Consider the following 16314-nt stretch of genomic DNA (forward strand, 5'->3'; position numbering starts at 1 on the left):
TGTTTGAGGCGGGTGTGCGAATCGACGGGCAGTGCGGGCGCGATCGGGAGGCCGCTTCTCGCAAAAAAAGACCGGTGCGTGCGCCGGTCTCTTTGTATTCAGCCGTGGGGTGTCGAGGTCAGGCCGCCAGCATTTCCTTCGCGTGCTTGCGCGTGGTGGCCGTGATTTCGAGCCCGCCGAGCATCCGCGCGACTTCCTCGACGCGGCTCGCCTTGTCGAGCGGGATGACAGACGACACGGTGCCGCCGCGTTCGTCGGCGCCCTTCGCCACCTGGAAATGATGGTCGCCGCGCGCGGCGACCTGCGGCAGGTGCGTCACGCACAACACCTGGCGCTCGCGCCCGAGCTGGTGCAGCAGGCGGCCGACCACTTCGGCGACGCCGCCGCCGATCCCCGTGTCGACTTCGTCGAAGATCAGGGTCGGCGTCGGGCTCGCCGCGCTGGCGATCACCGCGAGCGCGAGGCTGATCCGTGCGAGTTCGCCGCCGGATGCGACTTTCGCGAGCGGTCGCAGCGGCACGCCCGGGTGCCCGGCCACGCGGAATTCGACCTGCTCGAGCCCGTGCGGGCCGCCGTCGGCGAGCGGCACGAGCGCGACTTCGAAGCTGCCGCCCGCCATCGACAGCTCCTGCATGCCGGCCGTGACGGCCGTGCCGAGCGCCTTCGCGGCCTGCGCGCGCGCCTTCGACAGGCGCCTGGCGTCGGCGAGATAGGCTTCCCGCGCCTTTGCCTGCGCGGCTTCGAGCGCGCCGAGATCGGCGGCCGCGTCGAGCGCGGCGAGCTGGGCGCGGCGCGCCGCATGCTCTTCGTGCAGCGTGTCGGGCGGCAGCCGGAACTTGCGGGCGGTCGAGTGCAGCGCGTCGAGCCGCGTTTCGACCTGCGCGAGCCGCTCCGGGTCGAGATCGACGCGCTGCGCATAGTGCGACAGCGAATAGACGGCTTCCTGCAACTGGATCTCGGCCGGCTCCAGCGACGCGAGCGCATCGCCGAGCGCGGTGTCGTAGTCGGCCAGGCCGCGCAGCTTCGACACGATCGCGCCGAGCTGCGCGAGCATCGCGTCGTCGGACTCGGACAGCGCGTTGAGCGCGCCGCGCACGCCTTCGATCAGGTTCGCCGAATGCGACAGGCGCTTGTGTTCGTTACTGACTTCGTCCCATTCGCCGGCTTGCGGCGCGAGCTTGTCGAGTTCGGCGAGCTGCCACGCGAGCTTTTCTCGTTCGAGCTGCAATTCGCGCTCGTGCGCCTTCGCCGCATCGATCGCCTGCGTCGCGTCGCGCCACACGCGCCACGCGCGCGCGACGTTCGCGGCATCGGCGACGAGCCCCGCGTGCGTGTCGAACAGCTCGCGCTGCGCGTCGGGCCGCATCAGCAACTGGTGCGCGTGCTGGCCATGGATGTCGACGAGCATCTCGCCGAGTTCGCGCAGTTGCGCGAGCGTCGCGCTGGTGCCGTTGATGAAGGCCCGCGACCGGCCGTTCGCGTCGATCACGCGGCGCAGCATCACGGTGTCCTCGGCGTCGAACGCGTGTTCGTCGAGCCAGCGCGCGACGCGGTCGTGCGGCGTGAATTCGGCCGTGATGTCGGCGCGGCCGCAGCCGGTGCGCACGACGCTCGCGTCGGCGCGTTCGCCGAGCGCGAGGGCGAGCGCGTCGATCAGGATCGATTTGCCGGCGCCGGTTTCGCCGGAAAAGACGGAAAAGCCGCTGTCGAATTCGAGATCGAGCGCGGCGACGATGACGAAGTCGCGGATCGAGAGGTGGCGGAGCATGGTGTCGGGCGGAGCGGCGTCAGGACGCCTTGTCGTCTTCGTTCGATGCGTGTTCGTTCCAGTGCAGCTTCTTGCGCAGCGTCGTGAAGTAACTGTAGCCGATCGGGTGCAGGAACGGCACCGTGTGTTTCGAGCGGCGCACCTCGATCGTGTCGTTCAGCTCGAGCGACGTGAACGACTGCATGTCGAAGTTCACGTTGACGTCGCGGCCGCCGACGATCTGGATCGCGATCTTCGAATCGTCGGGCAGCACGATCGGCCGGTTCGACAGCGCGTGCGGCGCGATCGGCACGAGCACGATGCCGGCTAACTGCGGATGGAGGATCGGGCCGGCCGACGACAGCGCATAGGCGGTCGAGCCGGTGGGCGTCGCGACGATCAGGCCGTCCGAACGCTGGTTGTACATGTAGCGGCCGTCGACCGACGCGCGCAACTCGACCATCCCTGAGAAGCCGCTGCGGTTCACGACGACGTCGTTGAACGCGAGCGCGTGGTAGATCGGTTCGCCGTCGCGCATGATCCGCGCCTCGAGCAGCGAGCGCTCCTCGCGCTCGAACTTGCCGGCCAGCAGCACGGGAACGAGCGCGTGCATGTCGGATGCCGCGATGTCGGTGATGAAGCCGAGCCGACCGTGGTTGATCCCGATCAGCGGTGTCCGGTATGGCGCAAGCTGGCGGCCGATGCCGAGCATCGTGCCGTCGCCGCCGAGCACGATCGCCACGTCCGCTCGCGCCCCAATTTCGGCCGGGGTGAGCGCCGGGTAGCCGGCGATGCCGATTTCGCGAGCGGTGTCGCCTTCGAAGACCACTTCGAAGCCAAGCTTGGCGATGCTGTCCGCCAGCGTGGCGAGCGGTTCGGCGATGCCGGGCGTGTTGCTCCGGCCGACGAGCGCGACAGTACTGAACTGATTACCGGTTTTCATGCCGGCATTACACCATAGCTCGTTGACGAAAAGAACCGGCAGTGCGCCGGCGGGGCCGGATCGGGCCGGCCCGCGCAACGGTGGTTGACGCCACTCGCCGCGCTCGCGCCGTTGCGCTAAAATTTTCCACCATGCTAGATCCTCGCGCACGAACCCTCCTGAAAACCCTGATCGAACGGTATATCGCCGACGGTCAGCCGGTCGGATCGCGCACGTTGTCCCGTTACTCCGGGCTCGAGCTGAGCCCGGCGACGATCCGCAACGTGATGTCCGACCTGGAGGAGCTCGGCCTCGTGTCGAGCCCGCACACGTCGGCCGGCCGCGTGCCGACGCCGCGCGGCTACCGGCTGTTCGTCGATACGATGCTGACGGTCGAGGCGCCGATCGACGCCGAGGCCGTCGCCCGCCAGGTGCAGAACACGCTGCAGGCCGGCGAGCCGCAGCAGCGGGTGGTCGCCGCCGCCGCGAGCGTGCTGTCGAACCTGTCGCAATTCGCGGGCGTCGTGCTGACGCCGCGCCGCAGCCACGTGTTCAAGCAGATCGAGTTCATGCGCCTGTCCGACAAGCGCATCCTGCTGATCATCGTCACGCCCGAGGGCGACGTGCAGAACCGCATGCTCGCGACGCCGCGCGACTATTCGCCGTCGCAGCTGACCGAGGCGTCCAACTACATCAATGCGCATTTCGCCGGGCTGTCGTTCGACGAGGTGCGCCGCCGCCTGCGCGACGAAATCGACCAGTTGCGCGGCGACATGACCACGCTGATGCACGCGGCCGTGACGGCCAGCACCGAGGTGCCCGACACGGAGGACACCGTGCTGATTTCCGGCGAGCGCAACCTGCTCGAAGTGGCGGATCTTTCGTCCGACATGGCGCGGCTGCGCAAGCTGTTCGACGTATTCGACCAAAAGACGGGCCTCCTGCAGTTGCTCGACGTGTCGAGCCACGCCCAGGGCGTGCAGATCTTCATCGGCGGCGAATCGACGCTCGTGCCGATCGAGGAAATGAGCGTCGTCACCGCGCCGTACGAGGTGAACGGGCAGATCGTCGGCACGCTCGGCGTGATCGGCCCGACCCGGATGGCGTACAACCGCGTGATACCGATCGTCGACATCACCGCGCGGCTGCTGTCGCTCACGCTGAGCCAGCAGTAACCGCGGCAGCCGACGCCGTTCCGCCATCGTGCCGCGGCGTCGTGCGCGCCGCCAGTCGGCCGATCGGCCAGCCGACCCGATCGAGACGGCCCGCTATAATTGAGGGCCGTCCGGTCCCGTGCCCCGAGCACGTTCTTGCCCATGCGTTTCGATCTTGAGCCGCCTTCGAGCGTCGCGGCCGCCCATCGCGTCGGTGTGCTGCTGATCAATCTCGGCACGCCCGACGCGCCCACGCCGCGCGCGGTGCGGCGCTACCTGGCCGAATTCCTGTCGGATCCGCGGGTCGTCGAAATCCCGCAGGCCGTCTGGCAGGTGCTGCTGCGCACGCTGATCCTGCCGCTGCGCGGCCGTGCGTCCGCGAAGAAATACGCGGCCGTCTGGATGCCCGAGGGTTCGCCGCTGCGCGTGTACACCGAGCGCCAGACCGACAGCGTGCGGCATCTGCTCGTGTCGAACGGCTATCACGTGATGGTCGATTACGCGATGCGCTACGGCAGCCCGAACATTGCGCACGCGCTCGCGCAGTTCAAGCGCGCGGGCGTCGAGCGCGTGCTGCTGATGCCGATGTATCCGCAATACTCGGCGTCGACCACGGCCACCGCGTTCGATGCCGCATTCGCCGCGCTCGCGCGCATGCGCAATCAGCCGGAAGTGCGCACGGTGCGGCACTACGCCGACCATCCGGCCTATATCCACGCGCTGGCCGAGCAGGTGCGCCAGTACTGGGCGCAGCACGGCCGGCCCGATTTCGCGGCCGGCGACAAACTCGTGCTGAGTTTCCACGGCGTGCCGAAGCGCACGCTCGATCTCGGCGACCCGTATCACGACCAGTGCCAGCAGACGGGCGCGTTGCTGACGGCCGCGCTCGGGCTGTCGGGCACCGAATGCCGCGTCACGTTCCAGTCGCGCTTCGGCAAGGCCGAATGGCTGCAGCCGTACACCGCGCCGACGCTGCGCGAATTCGGCGAGGCCGGCGTGCGGCGGGCCGACGTGTTCTGTCCCGGCTTCACGGCCGACTGCCTGGAGACGATCGAGGAAATCGGCATGGAAGTGCGCGATGAATTCCTCGCCGGCGGCGGCAAGACCTTCCACCGGATTCCGTGCCTGAACGGCGCGTCCGCGTGGATCGGCGCGCTCGGCGAGATCGTCGCGGAGAACCTGCAGGGCTGGCCGGTCAAGGCCGCGCAGGCTGAAACGGTAAGCTGAGATGAAACGATTCCCACGCTCGCTACGTCCGCTGTTCCCCAAGAGAGCGGTGCGCCGCCCACGGCCGGCTTTGCAAAGCCGGCCGGCTACGCAGGCGCGGAGCGATGCGCTGCGAATTCCCTGCTACGCCCTTGGGGCGGCCCGGCGGAGGCCGACATGAACTACAAGATTTCGACGGAGCCAGGTGCGAAGCTGCGCATCGACAAATGGCTGTGGGCGGCCCGGTTCTTCAAGACACGCTCGCTCGCGACCGATGCGGTCGACAAGGGGCACGTGAAGATCGGCGGCGCGGCGGTCAAGCCGGCGAAGGACGTGCGGGTGGGCGACGAGGTCGAGATTGCGATCGACGGCATCGTCTGGCACATTGCCGTGCTGGGCGTGTGCGACGTGCGCGGGCCCGCGAGCGTCGCGCAGACGCTCTATGCGGAAACGGAAGCAGGGCGGGCCGCGCGGCTCGCCGAACTGGAGCGGCGCCGCACGTATCGCGAGCCGGCGGCCGAGTTGCACGGCCGGCCGACGAAACGCGACCGGCGCATCATCGACAGATTTTCTGGTGGGAGCTGAACATCTGGTCGAACGTCGCCCGCACGCTTCCGTATTCGGTCGTGCGATCGGTGACGGCTCCCGACAGGCAGATGGTGGTGGTGCCGGCAATGAGTACCAGCGCGACCACCGATATCGCAAAGGTCAGTTTCACGGTACTCCCCTCGAGAACAAGGGTGAAAACGGCGGCAGGTGGATGTCGGGCGACGGTCGGCTAAGGGTAAACACGCTTTACGACGCCTGAATGGAGTGTAGTGCAGCCGGCCTGTGCGGAGCTAGTACTGGGCGGGTAAGCGTTGTTACAGGCCGTTTCGCCCGATCGGGCGGACTATCCGACGCCTGCACCCGAAAACGCTCGGTTGTTTCGCGGCATTGGCGAATGCCGGCGAAAGACCCTCTTGAAATCGCAGTTTTCGCCCTTATTTGCACCAGTAATGTGCGGTGCCGCCGAGTATACGTCCGGCGGTCGCCGATTTGGCTTCAACCTCTAATCGACTTTCAGCGACATGGAAAACACGCAAGAGAATCCGGCTACCCAATCGGGCGAAGACATCGGCAGCGAGAAGCAGGCGGCGCAAGGCGCCGCACCCGCCGCCGAAGCTGCCGACGCGGCGCTCGCGGAGGCTCAAGCCAAGGTCGCCGAGCTCCAGGAAAGCTTCCTGCGGGCGAAGGCCGAAACCGAGAACGTGCGCCGCCGCGCGCAGGACGACGTGTCGAAGGCACACAAGTTCGCGATCGAGAGCTTCGCGGAACACCTGCTGCCGGTGCTGGACAGCCTGGAAGCGGCCGTCGGCGATACCTCCGGCGACATCGCGAAGGTGCGCGAAGGCGTCGAGCTGACGCTGCGCCAACTGACGAGCGCGCTCGAGAAGGGCCGCGTCGTCGCGATCAACCCGGTTGGCGAGAAGTTCGATCCGCATCAGCACCAGGCCATTTCGATGGTGCCGGCCGAGCAGGAGCCGAACACCGTCGTCACGGTGCTGCAAAAGGGCTACATGATCGCCGACCGCGTGCTGCGCCCCGCGCTCGTCACCGTCGCGCAGTCGAAGTAAGGCAGCGGAGATGGTGCCCGCCGGCGTCGATCCGGCCGCGTTCGACGCGTTCGACATGCAGGCGCTCGACGCCGGCACGTTCGACGCGGCCATCGACGGCGCGGGCGATGCGCTGGCGGTGGTGTTCTTCTGGGGCGTCGACTGCTTCAACTGCGAGATCGCGAAGAAGGCGATGCTTGCCCAGCCGGCCCCGATCCGCGCGCTGGATTTGAAGTGGTTCCATTGCAACGTGTACGAACACCCTCAACTGGGGCGCCGCTTCGGGCTGCACGGCGTGCCGACGTGGTTCTTCTTCCACCGCGGCAAGCGGCTGGGCCGCGCGACCGGCTGGCATGGCCTCGCGCAGTTCCAGGCCGCCGTCGCGGCGGCACGCGCGAAGATCGTATCGGGCGGCGATCCGTCGGGCGGCGATCCGTCGGGTGCGATCCGCTAGCCGGCGGCGATTGAAAAAATTTAATATCCGCATCGCTCGTCGGGTCTTGAAAACGGATCGGACGGACGCATTTCGGGAACAGAGTTGAATTCTGGCGTGCGAAACCGCCCAAAAACGCGGGGTTTCGTGCAGCAAACAAGCATTTCTGGAGATTAGGAAAAAATGGGAAAGATCATCGGTATTGACCTTGGCACCACGAACTCGTGCGTCGCCATCATGGAAGGCAACCAGGTCAAGGTCATCGAGAACTCGGAAGGCACGCGCACCACGCCGTCGATCATCGCGTACATGGACGACAACGAAGTGCTCGTCGGCGCGCCGGCCAAGCGCCAGTCGGTGACCAACCCGAAGAACACGCTGTTCGCGGTGAAGCGCCTGATCGGCCGCCGCTTCGAAGAGAAGGAAGTCCAGAAGGACATCGGCCTGATGCCGTACTCGATCATCAAGGCCGACAACGGCGATGCATGGGTCGAGGCGCACGGCGAAAAGCTCGCGCCGCCGCAAGTGTCGGCCGAAGTGCTGCGCAAGATGAAGAAGACGGCCGAAGACTACCTCGGCGAGCCGGTCACGGAAGCCGTGATCACGGTGCCGGCGTACTTCAACGACAGCCAGCGCCAGGCGACCAAGGACGCCGGCCGCATCGCGGGCCTCGAAGTCAAGCGGATCATCAACGAGCCGACGGCGGCCGCGCTCGCGTTCGGTCTCGACAAGGTCGAGAAGGGCGACCGCAAGATCGCCGTGTACGACCTCGGCGGCGGCACGTTCGACGTGTCGATCATCGAGATCGCGGACGTCGACGGCGAAATGCAGTTCGAAGTGCTGTCGACCAACGGCGACACGTTCCTCGGCGGCGAAGACTTCGACCAGCGCATCATCGATTACATCATCGGCGAGTTCAAGAAGGAGCAGGGCGTCGACCTGTCGAAGGACGTGCTCGCGCTGCAGCGCCTGAAGGAAGCCGCCGAAAAGGCGAAGATCGAGCTGTCGTCGGGCCAGCAGACCGAAATCAACCTGCCGTACATCACGGCGGACGCATCGGGCCCGAAGCACTTGAACCTGAAGATCACCCGCGCGAAGCTGGAAGCGCTGGTGGAAGACCTCGTCGAGCGCACGATCGAACCGTGCCGCATCGCGATCAAGGACGCAGGCGTCAAGGTGTCGGACATCGACGACGTGATCCTGGTCGGCGGCCAGACGCGCATGCCGAAGGTCATGGAGAAGGTGAAGGAGTTCTTCGGCAAGGATCCGCGCCGTGACGTGAACCCGGACGAAGCCGTCGCGGTCGGCGCGGCGATCCAGGGCCAGGTGCTGTCGGGCGACCGCAAGGACGTGCTGCTGCTCGACGTGACCCCGCTGTCGCTCGGTATCGAGACGCTCGGCGGCGTGATGACGAAGATGATCAACAAGAACACGACGATCCCGACGAAGCACGCTCAGGTGTACTCGACGGCCGACGACAACCAGGGCGCCGTGACGATCAAGGTGTTCCAGGGCGAACGCGAAATGGCGGCGGGCAACAAGCTGCTCGGCGAGTTCAACCTCGAAGGCATCCCGCCGGCACCGCGCGGCGTGCCGCAGATCGAAGTGACCTTCGACATCGACGCGAACGGCATCCTGCACGTCGGCGCGAAGGACAAGGCGACCGGCAAGGAAAACAAGATCACGATCAAGGCGAACTCGGGCCTGTCCGAGGCTGAAATCGACCAGATGATCAAGGACGCGGAAGCGAACGCAGCGGAAGACCACAAGCTGCGCGAGCTGGCCGATTCGCGCAACCAGGGCGACGCGCTGGTCCACAGCACGAAGAAGGCGCTGACCGAGTACGGCGACAAGCTGGACGCGGGCGAGAAGGAAGCGATCGAAGCGGCGCTGAAGTCGCTCGAGGACGCGCTGAAGGACACGTCGGCCGACAAGGCGGCGATCGACGCGAAGGTCGAGGAGCTCGGCAAGGTCTCGCAGAAGCTCGGCGAGAAGATGTACGCCGACATGCAGGCCCAGCAAGCGGGTGCGGCAGGCGCAGCCGGTGCGACGGAAGGCGCGGCCCATGCAGGTGGTGCGCAACAGGCTGCCGACGACGTCGTCGACGCCGAGTTCAAGGAAGTGAAGAAGGACTAAGCCGGGTAGCAATGGCACCGTACGCCGCGCGCAAAAACGCGCGCGGCGCGACCGACCAGCGGCTGAAAAGCGGTCTGTCTTTCCTTCCGGATGGCCGGATCGACTCCACGCCTGGCGGGCCTTGCGGCCCTCCGGGCACATTTGTTTTTTGGCGGGTGCTGCGCGAGCCGTCCGCGGACGGTGCAGCGCCAGACGAGTCGAGAGACTTTACTGCGGGCGAAAGGAGCCGCCGCGTGCGCGATGCGTGGCGGCACAGTGAATCGATATGGCGAAACGGGATTACTACGAGGTTCTGGGCGTCGCGAAGAATGCGAGCGACGACGAAATCAAGAAGGCATATCGCAAGCTTGCGATGAAGTATCACCCTGACCGCAATCCGGACAGCAAGGATGCGGAAGAGCATTTCAAGGAGGTGAAGGAAGCCTATGAAATGCTGTCGGATGGTCAGAAGCGGGCCGCGTACGACCAGTACGGGCACGCGGGCGTCGATCCGAACATGGGCGGTGCGGGTGCACAAGGCTTCGGCGGCTTCGCGGATGCGTTCGGCGACATCTTCGGCGACATCTTCGGTCAGGCCGCGGGCGGCGCCGCGCGCGGCGGCCGCGGCGGCCCGCAGGTGTACCGCGGCGCCGACCTGCGCTACAGCATGGAAATCACGCTCGAGCAGGCCGCGCACGGTTACGACACGCAGATCCGCGTGCCGAGCTGGGTGTCGTGCGACGTCTGCCACGGGTCGGGCGCGAAGCCCGGCACGAAGCCGGAAACCTGCCCGACCTGTCACGGCCAGGGCACGGTGCGGATGTCGCAAGGCTTCTTCAGCATCCAGCAGACCTGCCCGAAGTGCCATGGCACGGGCACCTACATCCCCGAGCCGTGCGCGCATTGCCACGGGTCGGGCAAGGTGAAGGAAACCAAGACGCTCGAAGTGAAGATCCCGGCCGGGATCGACGACGGGATGCGGATCCGCTCGGCCGGCAACGGCGAGCCGGGCATCAACGGCGGGCCGCCGGGCGACCTGTACGTCGAGATCCACATCAAGCCGCACGCGGTGTTCGAGCGCGACGGCGACGATCTCCACTGCCAGATGCCGATTCCGTTCACGACCGCCGCACTCGGCGGCGAGATCGAGGTGCCGACGCTGGCGGGCCGCGCGTCGTTCCCGGTGCCGGAAGGCACGCAGTCGGGCAAGACGTTCCGCTTGCGCGGCAAGGGCATCAAGGGGCTGCGTTCGAGCATCGCGGGCGATCTGTACGTGCACGTGCAGGTCGAGACGCCCGTGAAGCTGACCGACACCCAGCGCGACCTGCTCAAGCAGTTCGAGAAGTCGCTGGCCGAGGGCGGCGCGCGTCACAGCCCGCAGAGCAAGAGCTGGTTCGACCGTGTGAAGAGCTTCTTCGAGTAACGGCATGACTGAAGGCAACGAGAGCGCGTCGTTCGCGCTCTTGGACGATTGCGACTCGACCGCGTCCGCGCGGTCGAGTCGTTTGTATTCGGGCTTCGTGCGCGAACGCGTGTGCACGGACCCGGCGCAGCTCGACGCCATCGATGCGGCGGTGGCGCAGGATCTGCGCGACGGGCTGCATGCGGTCGTCGTCGGCGATTACGAATTCGGACGCAACCTGCAAAAAGCGCAGCCGGGCCATGCCCCGCTGCGCTTTTTGCTGTTCGCGCGCTGCGAGCGGCTGTCGCGCGACGAAGTCGACGCGTGGCTCGCGCGGCAGGACGGCGGCGGCACGCCGTCGATCGCGGGTGTCGCACATGTCTCGAAGAGCGTGTCGCGCGATGCGTTCGACGCGGCGATCGCCGCGGTGCACGACGCGTTGCGCGTGGGCGATTCGTATCAGGTCAATTACACGTACCGGCTGAATTTCGACGTGTTCGGCACGCCGCTCGCGCTGTACCGGCGGCTGCGCGCGCGCCAGCCGGTGCGGTACGGCGCGCTGATCGCGCTGCCCGACGGCGCATGGGTCGTATCGTGCTCGCCCGAGCTGTTCGTCGAGAAGCACGGCGACGTGCTGCGCGCGCGGCCGATGAAGGGTACGGCGCCGCGTTCGGCCGATCCACGTGAAGACGCGGCGGCCGCCGCATTCCTCGCGAGTGATCCGAAGAATCGCGCGGAAAACGTGATGATCGTCGACTTGCTGCGCAACGACGTGTCGCGGATCGCGCGCACGGGCACCGTCGAGGTGCCGGCGCTGTTCTCGGTCGAGCCGTATGCATCTGTGTGGCAGATGACGTCGACTATCGAGGCCGGCTGGCGCGACGGCACCACGTTCGCGCAGATGCTGCGCGCGCTGTTCCCTTGCGGGTCGATCACGGGCGCGCCGAAGTACAAGACGATGCAGTTGATCGACACGATCGAGTCGACACCGCGCGGGCTCTATACGGGGGCGATCGGCTGGCTCGACGCGCCGACGAAGGGCGCGGACGATGCGCTGCACGGCGCGGCGGCCGGTTGCGGCGATTTCTGCCTGTCGGTGGCGATCCGGACGCTGACGCTCGATGCGGACGGCATCGGCAACGACACGGACAGTCCGGGCACCGCCACCACGGCAGCCAGCCGGCGACGCGGCACGATGGGCGTCGGCGCGGGCATCGTGCTCGACAGCGTCGCGGCCGACGAATATGCGGAGTGCGAATTGAAAGCGCGATTCCTGACGGACGCCGATCCCGGCTTCCAGTTGTTCGAAACGACGGCCGCCACGCGGGCGGACGGCATCCGCCATCTCGAACGCCATCTCGCGCGGCTGCAACGCAGCGCGGACGCGTTCGGCTTCCGTTTCGACGCTGACGCGCTACGCCGCGAGATCCACGCCCGCTGCGCGGCGCTCGACGGCGACGGCGCGTACCGGATGAAGCTTGCGCTCGCGAAGGACGGTACGATCGAGATCGTCGCGGCGCCGCTCAAGCCGCTGCCGGCGGGGCCGGTCGGTGTGCTGCTGGCTTCCGCGCACGGCTTCGCGCCGACTCGAGCCGACGATGCACTGCTGCTGCACAAGACCACGCGCCGCGCCGAATACGACCGCGCGTGGCAGGCGGCGGAGGCGCTCGGCGGGTTCGACATGCTGTTCGTCAACGAGCGCGGCGAGGTGACGGAAGGCGGGCGCTCGAACCTGTTCGTGAAGCTCGACGGCCAGTGGGTGACGCCACCGCTGGCGTGCGGCGTGCTGCCGGGCGTGATGCGCGGCGTGCTGCTCGACGATCCGGCATTCGGGGCAGTGGAGCGCGTCGTCACGCTTGGCGATCTGGCACGCGCGCAAGCGCTGTTGCTGACCAATGCATTACGTGGGGCGCTCGATGCGCTGCTGAAGTGACGATGTGATGGAGCGGGCGCCGTATGCTTGCTCCAGTGTCACGAACTCGGTGATCCAAGCAGCGCACAAACGAAAAAGCGCGGCGCCCTGTAAAGGGCGTCGCGCTTTTTTACATCCAGCCGGCGACGTCAGAACGAGTGTTCCGGGCCTGGAAACGACCGATTCTTCACCGCGCTCACATACGCTTCGACGGCCGCCTGAATAGTCGGCTGTCCGTGCATGAAATCCTTCACGAAGCGCGGCCGCTTGCCGGGAAAAACGCCGAGCATGTCGTGCAGCACGAGCACCTGCCCCGAGCAGTCGACGCCGGCGCCGATGCCGATCGTCGGAATCTTCAGCATGTGCGTGACTTCGGCCGCGACGAGCGTCGGCACCGCTTCGAGCACGACGAGCTGCGCACCGGCGTCCTCGATCGCGCGCGCGTCGCGCAGCAGTTGCGCGGCGCCGGCCTCGGTCTTGCCCTGCACCTTGAAGCCGCCGAACGCATGCACCGACTGCGGCGTGAGGCCGAGGTGCGCGCACACGGGCACCGAGCGTTCGACGAGGAAGCGGATCGTATCGGCGAGCCATTCGCCGCCTTCGAGCTTGACCATCTGCGCGCCCGCGCGCATCAGCTTGACCGCGTTCGCGAATGCGTCGACCGGCGTGCCGTACGTGCCGAACGGCAGATCGGCGACGACGAGCGCGCGCGGCTGCGCCCGGGCGACACACGCGGTGTGGTACGCGATGTCGTCGATCGACACGGGCAGCGTGGTCGCGTGGCCCTGCAGCACGTTGCCAAGCGAATCGCCGATCAGCAGCACGTCGGTGCCCGCGCGATCGAGCAGCGCGGAAAAGCTCGCGTCGTAGCACGTGAGCATCGCGATCTTCTCGCCGGCGTCGCGCATTGCCTGCAGCTTGGGTACCGTCACGGCAGGCCGGCTCGATTCCTGGAGATAGGTCATGGGAAATCCGGGTCGATGGGTGAGGAACGACAGGCGAGGACGCGTCAGCGCGTCGTCTCGCCCTTCACGAAGAATTCCTTGCGGCCGCGCATCGTCTCGATGCGCTCGACCAGCAGGGCGAGATCGTCGGGGGAATCCAGCGGGTTCAGGTGTTCGGCCGCGACCGTCAGGACCGGCGTGCGGTCGTAGTGGTAGAAGAATTCGTTGTACGCGTCGACGAGCGAGCGCAGGTACGCATCGCTGATCTGCAGCTCCATCGGCGTCCCGCGCTTCTGGATGCGCGAGAACAGCACTTCGGGGCTGGCCTGCAGGTACACGACGAGATCGGGCGACGGCGCCTGCGGCACGTCGACGTGCGTGGCGACCGAGCGGTACAGCTGCCACTCGTCTTCCGGCAGGTTCAGCCGCGCGAAGATGTCGTTCTTCTGCGGCATGAAATCGGCGATGACGGGGCGGCCCGTGTCGAGCGCGCCGATCAGCTCCCGCGCCTGCTGCGCGCGCTGCAGCGCGAACGACAGCTGCACGGGCAGCGCGTAGCGCGCGGTGTCGCGATAGAAACGTTCGAGGAACGGGTTGTCCTGCGGGCGCTCGAGCAGCGTCTGCATCGACCAGCGCTCGCCGAGCAGGCGCGCGAGCGTCGTCTTGCCGACGCCGATGGGGCCTTCGATCACGAGATAGCGGTGCGGGGCGCGCAGGTCGGGCGCGGTGACGGTCAGCGGAGTCGAGTTCATCGGCAGCGGGTCTTGTCGGCGTCTTCGCCGGCAGCGAGCGCCTTTTGCATCGGGCACTGGCAGGTTTGCACCTTTTCGACGCGCTGATCCGCGACGGCGGCGAGAAAGGCGTCGGCTCGGCCGCGCGCGGGGATGTCGAGCGCCGGCTCGATCTCGACGAGCGGCACGAGCGCGAAGGCGCGGTCGGTGAGGCGCGGGTGCGGGACGATCAGGTCGGGTTCGTCGATCGAATCGGCGCCGAACAGCAGGATGTCGAGGTCGAGCGTGCGCGGCGCATTGCGATACGGGCGCTCGCGGCCGAAGTGATGTTCGATCTTCTGGCAGAGCGCGAGCAGCTCGCGGGCCGACAGCGTCGTGTCGAGCTTGACGACGCAGTTGTAGTAGTCGTCGCCGCCCGCTTCGAACGGCGCCGTGCGATACAGGCTCGATTTGCCGAGGATCGAGATGGTGCGCTGCTGCGCGAGGCACACCACCGCGTCCTTCAGGGTCTGGCGCGCATCGCCGAGATTCGCCCCCAGTCCGATATATGCAACCGTCATGGCATCACTTCCTACGTCGTTCGCCGGCGCACGCGTCAGTCGTCGGAACCGCTCGCGGTATCGCTCGCGGTATCCGGCGCCTGCTCGGCGGCGCCTTCGCCCTGCTGGCGGTTTCGCGCCCCGCCGCGGCGGCGCCGCTTGCGGGGCGATTTTTCCTTCGAGCCGCCCTGCGTCAGCAAGGCCTCGCGAGCGGCCGCGTCGCCTTCGATGAAATCCGTCCACCACTGTCCGACTTCCGTATCGAGCTCGCCGGATTCGCAGCGTAACAGGAGGAAATCATACCCCGCTCTAAACCTTTGGTGTTCCAGCAGCCGCATCGCGCTGCGGCCCGAGCGTTTCTCCAGGCGCAGCTGCAGGCCCCAGATCTCGCGCATGTCGGCCGAGTAGCGCTTGTGGATCGCGAGTTTCTCGGTTTGCATGTCGAGCACGTCGTCCATCGCGCGATGGAGCGCCGGCACCGGGATTTCGCCCGCGGCCGTGTATTGCTCGAAGCGCTGGCGCATGTCGTGCCACAGCAGCGTCGCGAACAGGAAGCCCGGCGACACCGGCTTGCCGGCACGCACGCGCGCGTCGGTGTTGTTCAGCGCGAGCGTGATGAACTTCTCGCCCTGCGGCTGTTCGAGCACGACGTCGAGCAGCGGCAGCAGCCCGTGGTGCAGCCCTTCCCTGCGCAGCCGCTGCAGGCATGCGAGCGCGTGCCCCGACAGCAGCAGTTTCAGCATTTCGTCGAACAGGCGCGCGGCCGGCACGTTGTTGATCAGGTCGGCGAGCGCGTGGATCGGCTCGCGCGTATGCGGCTCGATCTCGAAGCCGAGCTTCGCCGCGAAACGCACGACGCGCAGCATCCGCACCGGATCCTCGCGGAAGCGGGTGGCCGGATCGCCGATCATCCGCAACAGGCGGGCGCGTACGTCGGCCATCCCGTCGTGATAGTCGAGCACCGTCTGCGTCGACGGGTCGTAGTACATCGCATTGATCGTGAAGTCGCGGCGCGCGGCGTCCTCGTGCTGCTCGCCCCACACGTTGTCGCGCAGCACGCGGCCGCTCGCGTCGACCGCGTGCGTGCGGCGATCGAGTTCGTCGCGCTTCAGGCGCCGCGGCGGCTCGGCCGTGGCCGCGGCGGCTTCGGGCGGCGCGTCGACCAGCGCGCGGAACGTCGATACCTCGATCAGTTCCTGGCCGAACTGCACGTGGACGATCTGGAAGCGGCGGCCGATCAGGCGCGCGCGGCGGAACAGGCGCTGCACCTCGGTCGGCGTCGCGTCGGTCGCGACGTCGAAGTCCTTCGGCGCGATGCCGAGCAGCAGGTCGCGCACCGCGCCGCCGACGATGAATGCACGAAAACCCGCCTGCTGCAGCGTGTCGGTCACGCGCACCGCGTTCTTCGAGATCAGCGCCGGGTTGATGCCGTGCACGCTGGCCGGCACGACGGTCGGCTCATGGTTGCTGCGCGGTTTTTTCGCGCCGCCGCCTCGGGCGCCCTTCGGGGCACGCGGGGCAGCAGGGGCCGCTTCGTCGGCCGGGGCCGCTGCGGAAGGCGTTTGCTCGGTTTCGTCCTGGCCGAGCAGCTTTCGAATGAATTTTTTGATCACG

The 16314-nt window shown here is 67.3% G+C and carries 15 protein-coding genes; 8 read left to right on the forward strand and 7 right to left on the reverse strand.

Features of this window, described 5'->3' with window-relative positions; all coding sequences use genetic code 11:
* Positions 1 to 118 precede the first annotated feature (118 nt).
* The gene (gene recN, locus CFB89_RS03335) at positions 119 to 1768 is read right to left on the reverse strand and encodes a DNA repair protein RecN (protein ID WP_089466729.1); all 1650 of its coding nucleotides are present in this window, start codon (positions 1766 to 1768) and stop codon (positions 119 to 121) included.
* A gap of 19 nt (positions 1769 to 1787) precedes the next feature.
* On the reverse strand, positions 1788 to 2690 hold the full coding sequence (locus tag CFB89_RS03340; RefSeq protein WP_089466730.1) for an NAD kinase: 903 nt from the start codon (positions 2688 to 2690) through the stop codon (positions 1788 to 1790).
* Positions 2691 to 2821: 131 nt separating this feature from the next.
* On the opposite strand from CFB89_RS03340, the gene hrcA reads away from it, so the two are divergent.
* From hrcA to CFB89_RS03355, 3 genes are all read left to right on the forward strand, one after another.
* Positions 2822 to 3844, forward strand: coding sequence for a heat-inducible transcriptional repressor HrcA (gene hrcA / locus CFB89_RS03345; RefSeq protein ID WP_011544637.1), 1023 nt, complete (start codon positions 2822 to 2824; stop codon positions 3842 to 3844).
* 141 nt (positions 3845 to 3985) lie between these two features.
* Entirely contained in the window at positions 3986 to 5050 is a 1065-nt protein-coding gene (gene hemH, locus CFB89_RS03350) for a ferrochelatase (protein ID WP_089466731.1), read from the forward strand.
* Positions 5051 to 5206: 156 nt separating this feature from the next.
* Positions 5207 to 5614, forward strand: coding sequence for an RNA-binding S4 domain-containing protein (locus CFB89_RS03355; RefSeq protein WP_043189537.1), 408 nt, complete (start codon positions 5207 to 5209; stop codon positions 5612 to 5614).
* Here the strand turns inward: CFB89_RS03355 and CFB89_RS34740 are convergent.
* Entirely contained in the window at positions 5586 to 5747 is a 162-nt protein-coding gene (locus CFB89_RS34740) for a hypothetical protein (protein WP_179233369.1), read from the reverse strand. The genes CFB89_RS03355 and CFB89_RS34740 overlap by 29 nt on opposite strands.
* A 352-nt stretch (positions 5748 to 6099) precedes the next feature.
* Here CFB89_RS34740 and grpE point away from each other — a divergent pair, with 352 nt between their 5' ends.
* The 5 genes from grpE to CFB89_RS03385 all read left to right on the forward strand — a co-directional run bounded on the left by grpE (position 6100) and on the right by CFB89_RS03385 (position 12507).
* Entirely contained in the window at positions 6100 to 6645 is a 546-nt protein-coding gene (grpE, locus tag CFB89_RS03365) for a nucleotide exchange factor GrpE (RefSeq protein ID WP_089466733.1), read from the forward strand.
* A gap of 10 nt (positions 6646 to 6655) precedes the next feature.
* On the forward strand, positions 6656 to 7078 hold the full coding sequence (locus tag CFB89_RS03370; protein WP_089466734.1) for a thioredoxin family protein: 423 nt from the start codon (positions 6656 to 6658) through the stop codon (positions 7076 to 7078).
* Between the two features lie 162 nt (positions 7079 to 7240).
* Positions 7241 to 9193: a molecular chaperone DnaK gene (dnaK, locus tag CFB89_RS03375; protein WP_089466735.1), complete on the forward strand. Its 1953-nt coding sequence runs from the start codon at positions 7241 to 7243 to the stop codon at positions 9191 to 9193.
* A 265-nt stretch (positions 9194 to 9458) separates the two neighbouring features.
* Positions 9459 to 10595 carry a molecular chaperone DnaJ gene (dnaJ, locus tag CFB89_RS03380; protein ID WP_089466736.1) on the forward strand — a complete coding sequence of 379 codons (1137 nt, stop codon included), beginning with the start codon at positions 9459 to 9461 and terminating at the stop codon, positions 10593 to 10595.
* A gap of 4 nt (positions 10596 to 10599) precedes the next feature.
* Positions 10600 to 12507 (forward strand): chorismate-binding protein, encoded by a 1908-nt coding sequence (locus CFB89_RS03385; RefSeq protein WP_089466737.1) that lies wholly within the window; start codon positions 10600 to 10602, stop codon positions 12505 to 12507.
* Positions 12508 to 12635: 128 nt separating this feature from the next.
* Here the strand turns inward: CFB89_RS03385 and panB are convergent, their stop codons facing one another.
* The 4 genes from panB to pcnB are packed head-to-tail and all read right to left on the reverse strand — an operon-like array spanning position 12636 to position 16313.
* Entirely contained in the window at positions 12636 to 13451 is an 816-nt protein-coding gene (gene panB, locus CFB89_RS03390; RefSeq protein ID WP_089466738.1) for a 3-methyl-2-oxobutanoate hydroxymethyltransferase, read from the reverse strand.
* A gap of 44 nt (positions 13452 to 13495) precedes the next feature.
* Positions 13496 to 14182, reverse strand: a complete 687-nt coding sequence (locus CFB89_RS03395; protein ID WP_089466739.1) for a deoxynucleoside kinase — start codon at positions 14180 to 14182, stop codon at positions 13496 to 13498.
* The gene (folK, locus tag CFB89_RS03400; RefSeq protein ID WP_034187173.1) at positions 14179 to 14721 is read right to left on the reverse strand and encodes a 2-amino-4-hydroxy-6-hydroxymethyldihydropteridine diphosphokinase; all 543 of its coding nucleotides are present in this window, start codon (positions 14719 to 14721) and stop codon (positions 14179 to 14181) included. Before folK ends, CFB89_RS03395 begins: the two co-directional genes overlap by 4 nt.
* A 35-nt stretch (positions 14722 to 14756) precedes the next feature.
* Positions 14757 to 16313, reverse strand: a complete 1557-nt coding sequence (pcnB, locus tag CFB89_RS03405; RefSeq protein WP_089466740.1) for a polynucleotide adenylyltransferase PcnB — start codon at positions 16311 to 16313, stop codon at positions 14757 to 14759.
* Between the last annotated feature and the right edge of the window lies 1 nt (position 16314).

Origin of the sequence: Burkholderia sp. AU16741 (genome assembly GCF_002223345.1) — a bacterium.
In the GTDB taxonomy this organism is placed as follows: domain Bacteria; phylum Pseudomonadota; class Gammaproteobacteria; order Burkholderiales; family Burkholderiaceae; genus Burkholderia; species Burkholderia sola.

Bases quoted from the DNA above. Each gene is read 5' to 3' on its own strand.
- recN (WP_089466729.1), bottom strand. From the start codon at position 1,768: ATGCTCCGCCACCTCTCGATCCGCGACTTCGTCATCGTCGCCGCGCTC.
- CFB89_RS03340 (WP_089466730.1), bottom strand. From the start codon at position 2,690: ATGAAAACCGGTAATCAGTTCAGTACTGTCGCGCTCGTCGGCCGGAGC.
- hrcA (WP_011544637.1), top strand. From the start codon at position 2,822: ATGCTAGATCCTCGCGCACGAACCCTCCTGAAAACCCTGATCGAACGG.
- hemH (WP_089466731.1), top strand. From the start codon at position 3,986: ATGCGTTTCGATCTTGAGCCGCCTTCGAGCGTCGCGGCCGCCCATCGC.
- CFB89_RS03355 (WP_043189537.1), top strand. From the start codon at position 5,207: ATGAACTACAAGATTTCGACGGAGCCAGGTGCGAAGCTGCGCATCGAC.
- grpE (WP_089466733.1), top strand. From the start codon at position 6,100: ATGGAAAACACGCAAGAGAATCCGGCTACCCAATCGGGCGAAGACATC.
- CFB89_RS03370 (WP_089466734.1), top strand. From the start codon at position 6,656: ATGGTGCCCGCCGGCGTCGATCCGGCCGCGTTCGACGCGTTCGACATG.
- dnaK (WP_089466735.1), top strand. From the start codon at position 7,241: ATGGGAAAGATCATCGGTATTGACCTTGGCACCACGAACTCGTGCGTC.
- dnaJ (WP_089466736.1), top strand. From the start codon at position 9,459: ATGGCGAAACGGGATTACTACGAGGTTCTGGGCGTCGCGAAGAATGCG.
- CFB89_RS03385 (WP_089466737.1), top strand. From the start codon at position 10,600: ATGACTGAAGGCAACGAGAGCGCGTCGTTCGCGCTCTTGGACGATTGC.
- panB (WP_089466738.1), bottom strand. From the start codon at position 13,451: ATGACCTATCTCCAGGAATCGAGCCGGCCTGCCGTGACGGTACCCAAG.
- CFB89_RS03395 (WP_089466739.1), bottom strand. From the start codon at position 14,182: ATGAACTCGACTCCGCTGACCGTCACCGCGCCCGACCTGCGCGCCCCG.
- folK (WP_034187173.1), bottom strand. From the start codon at position 14,721: ATGACGGTTGCATATATCGGACTGGGGGCGAATCTCGGCGATGCGCGC.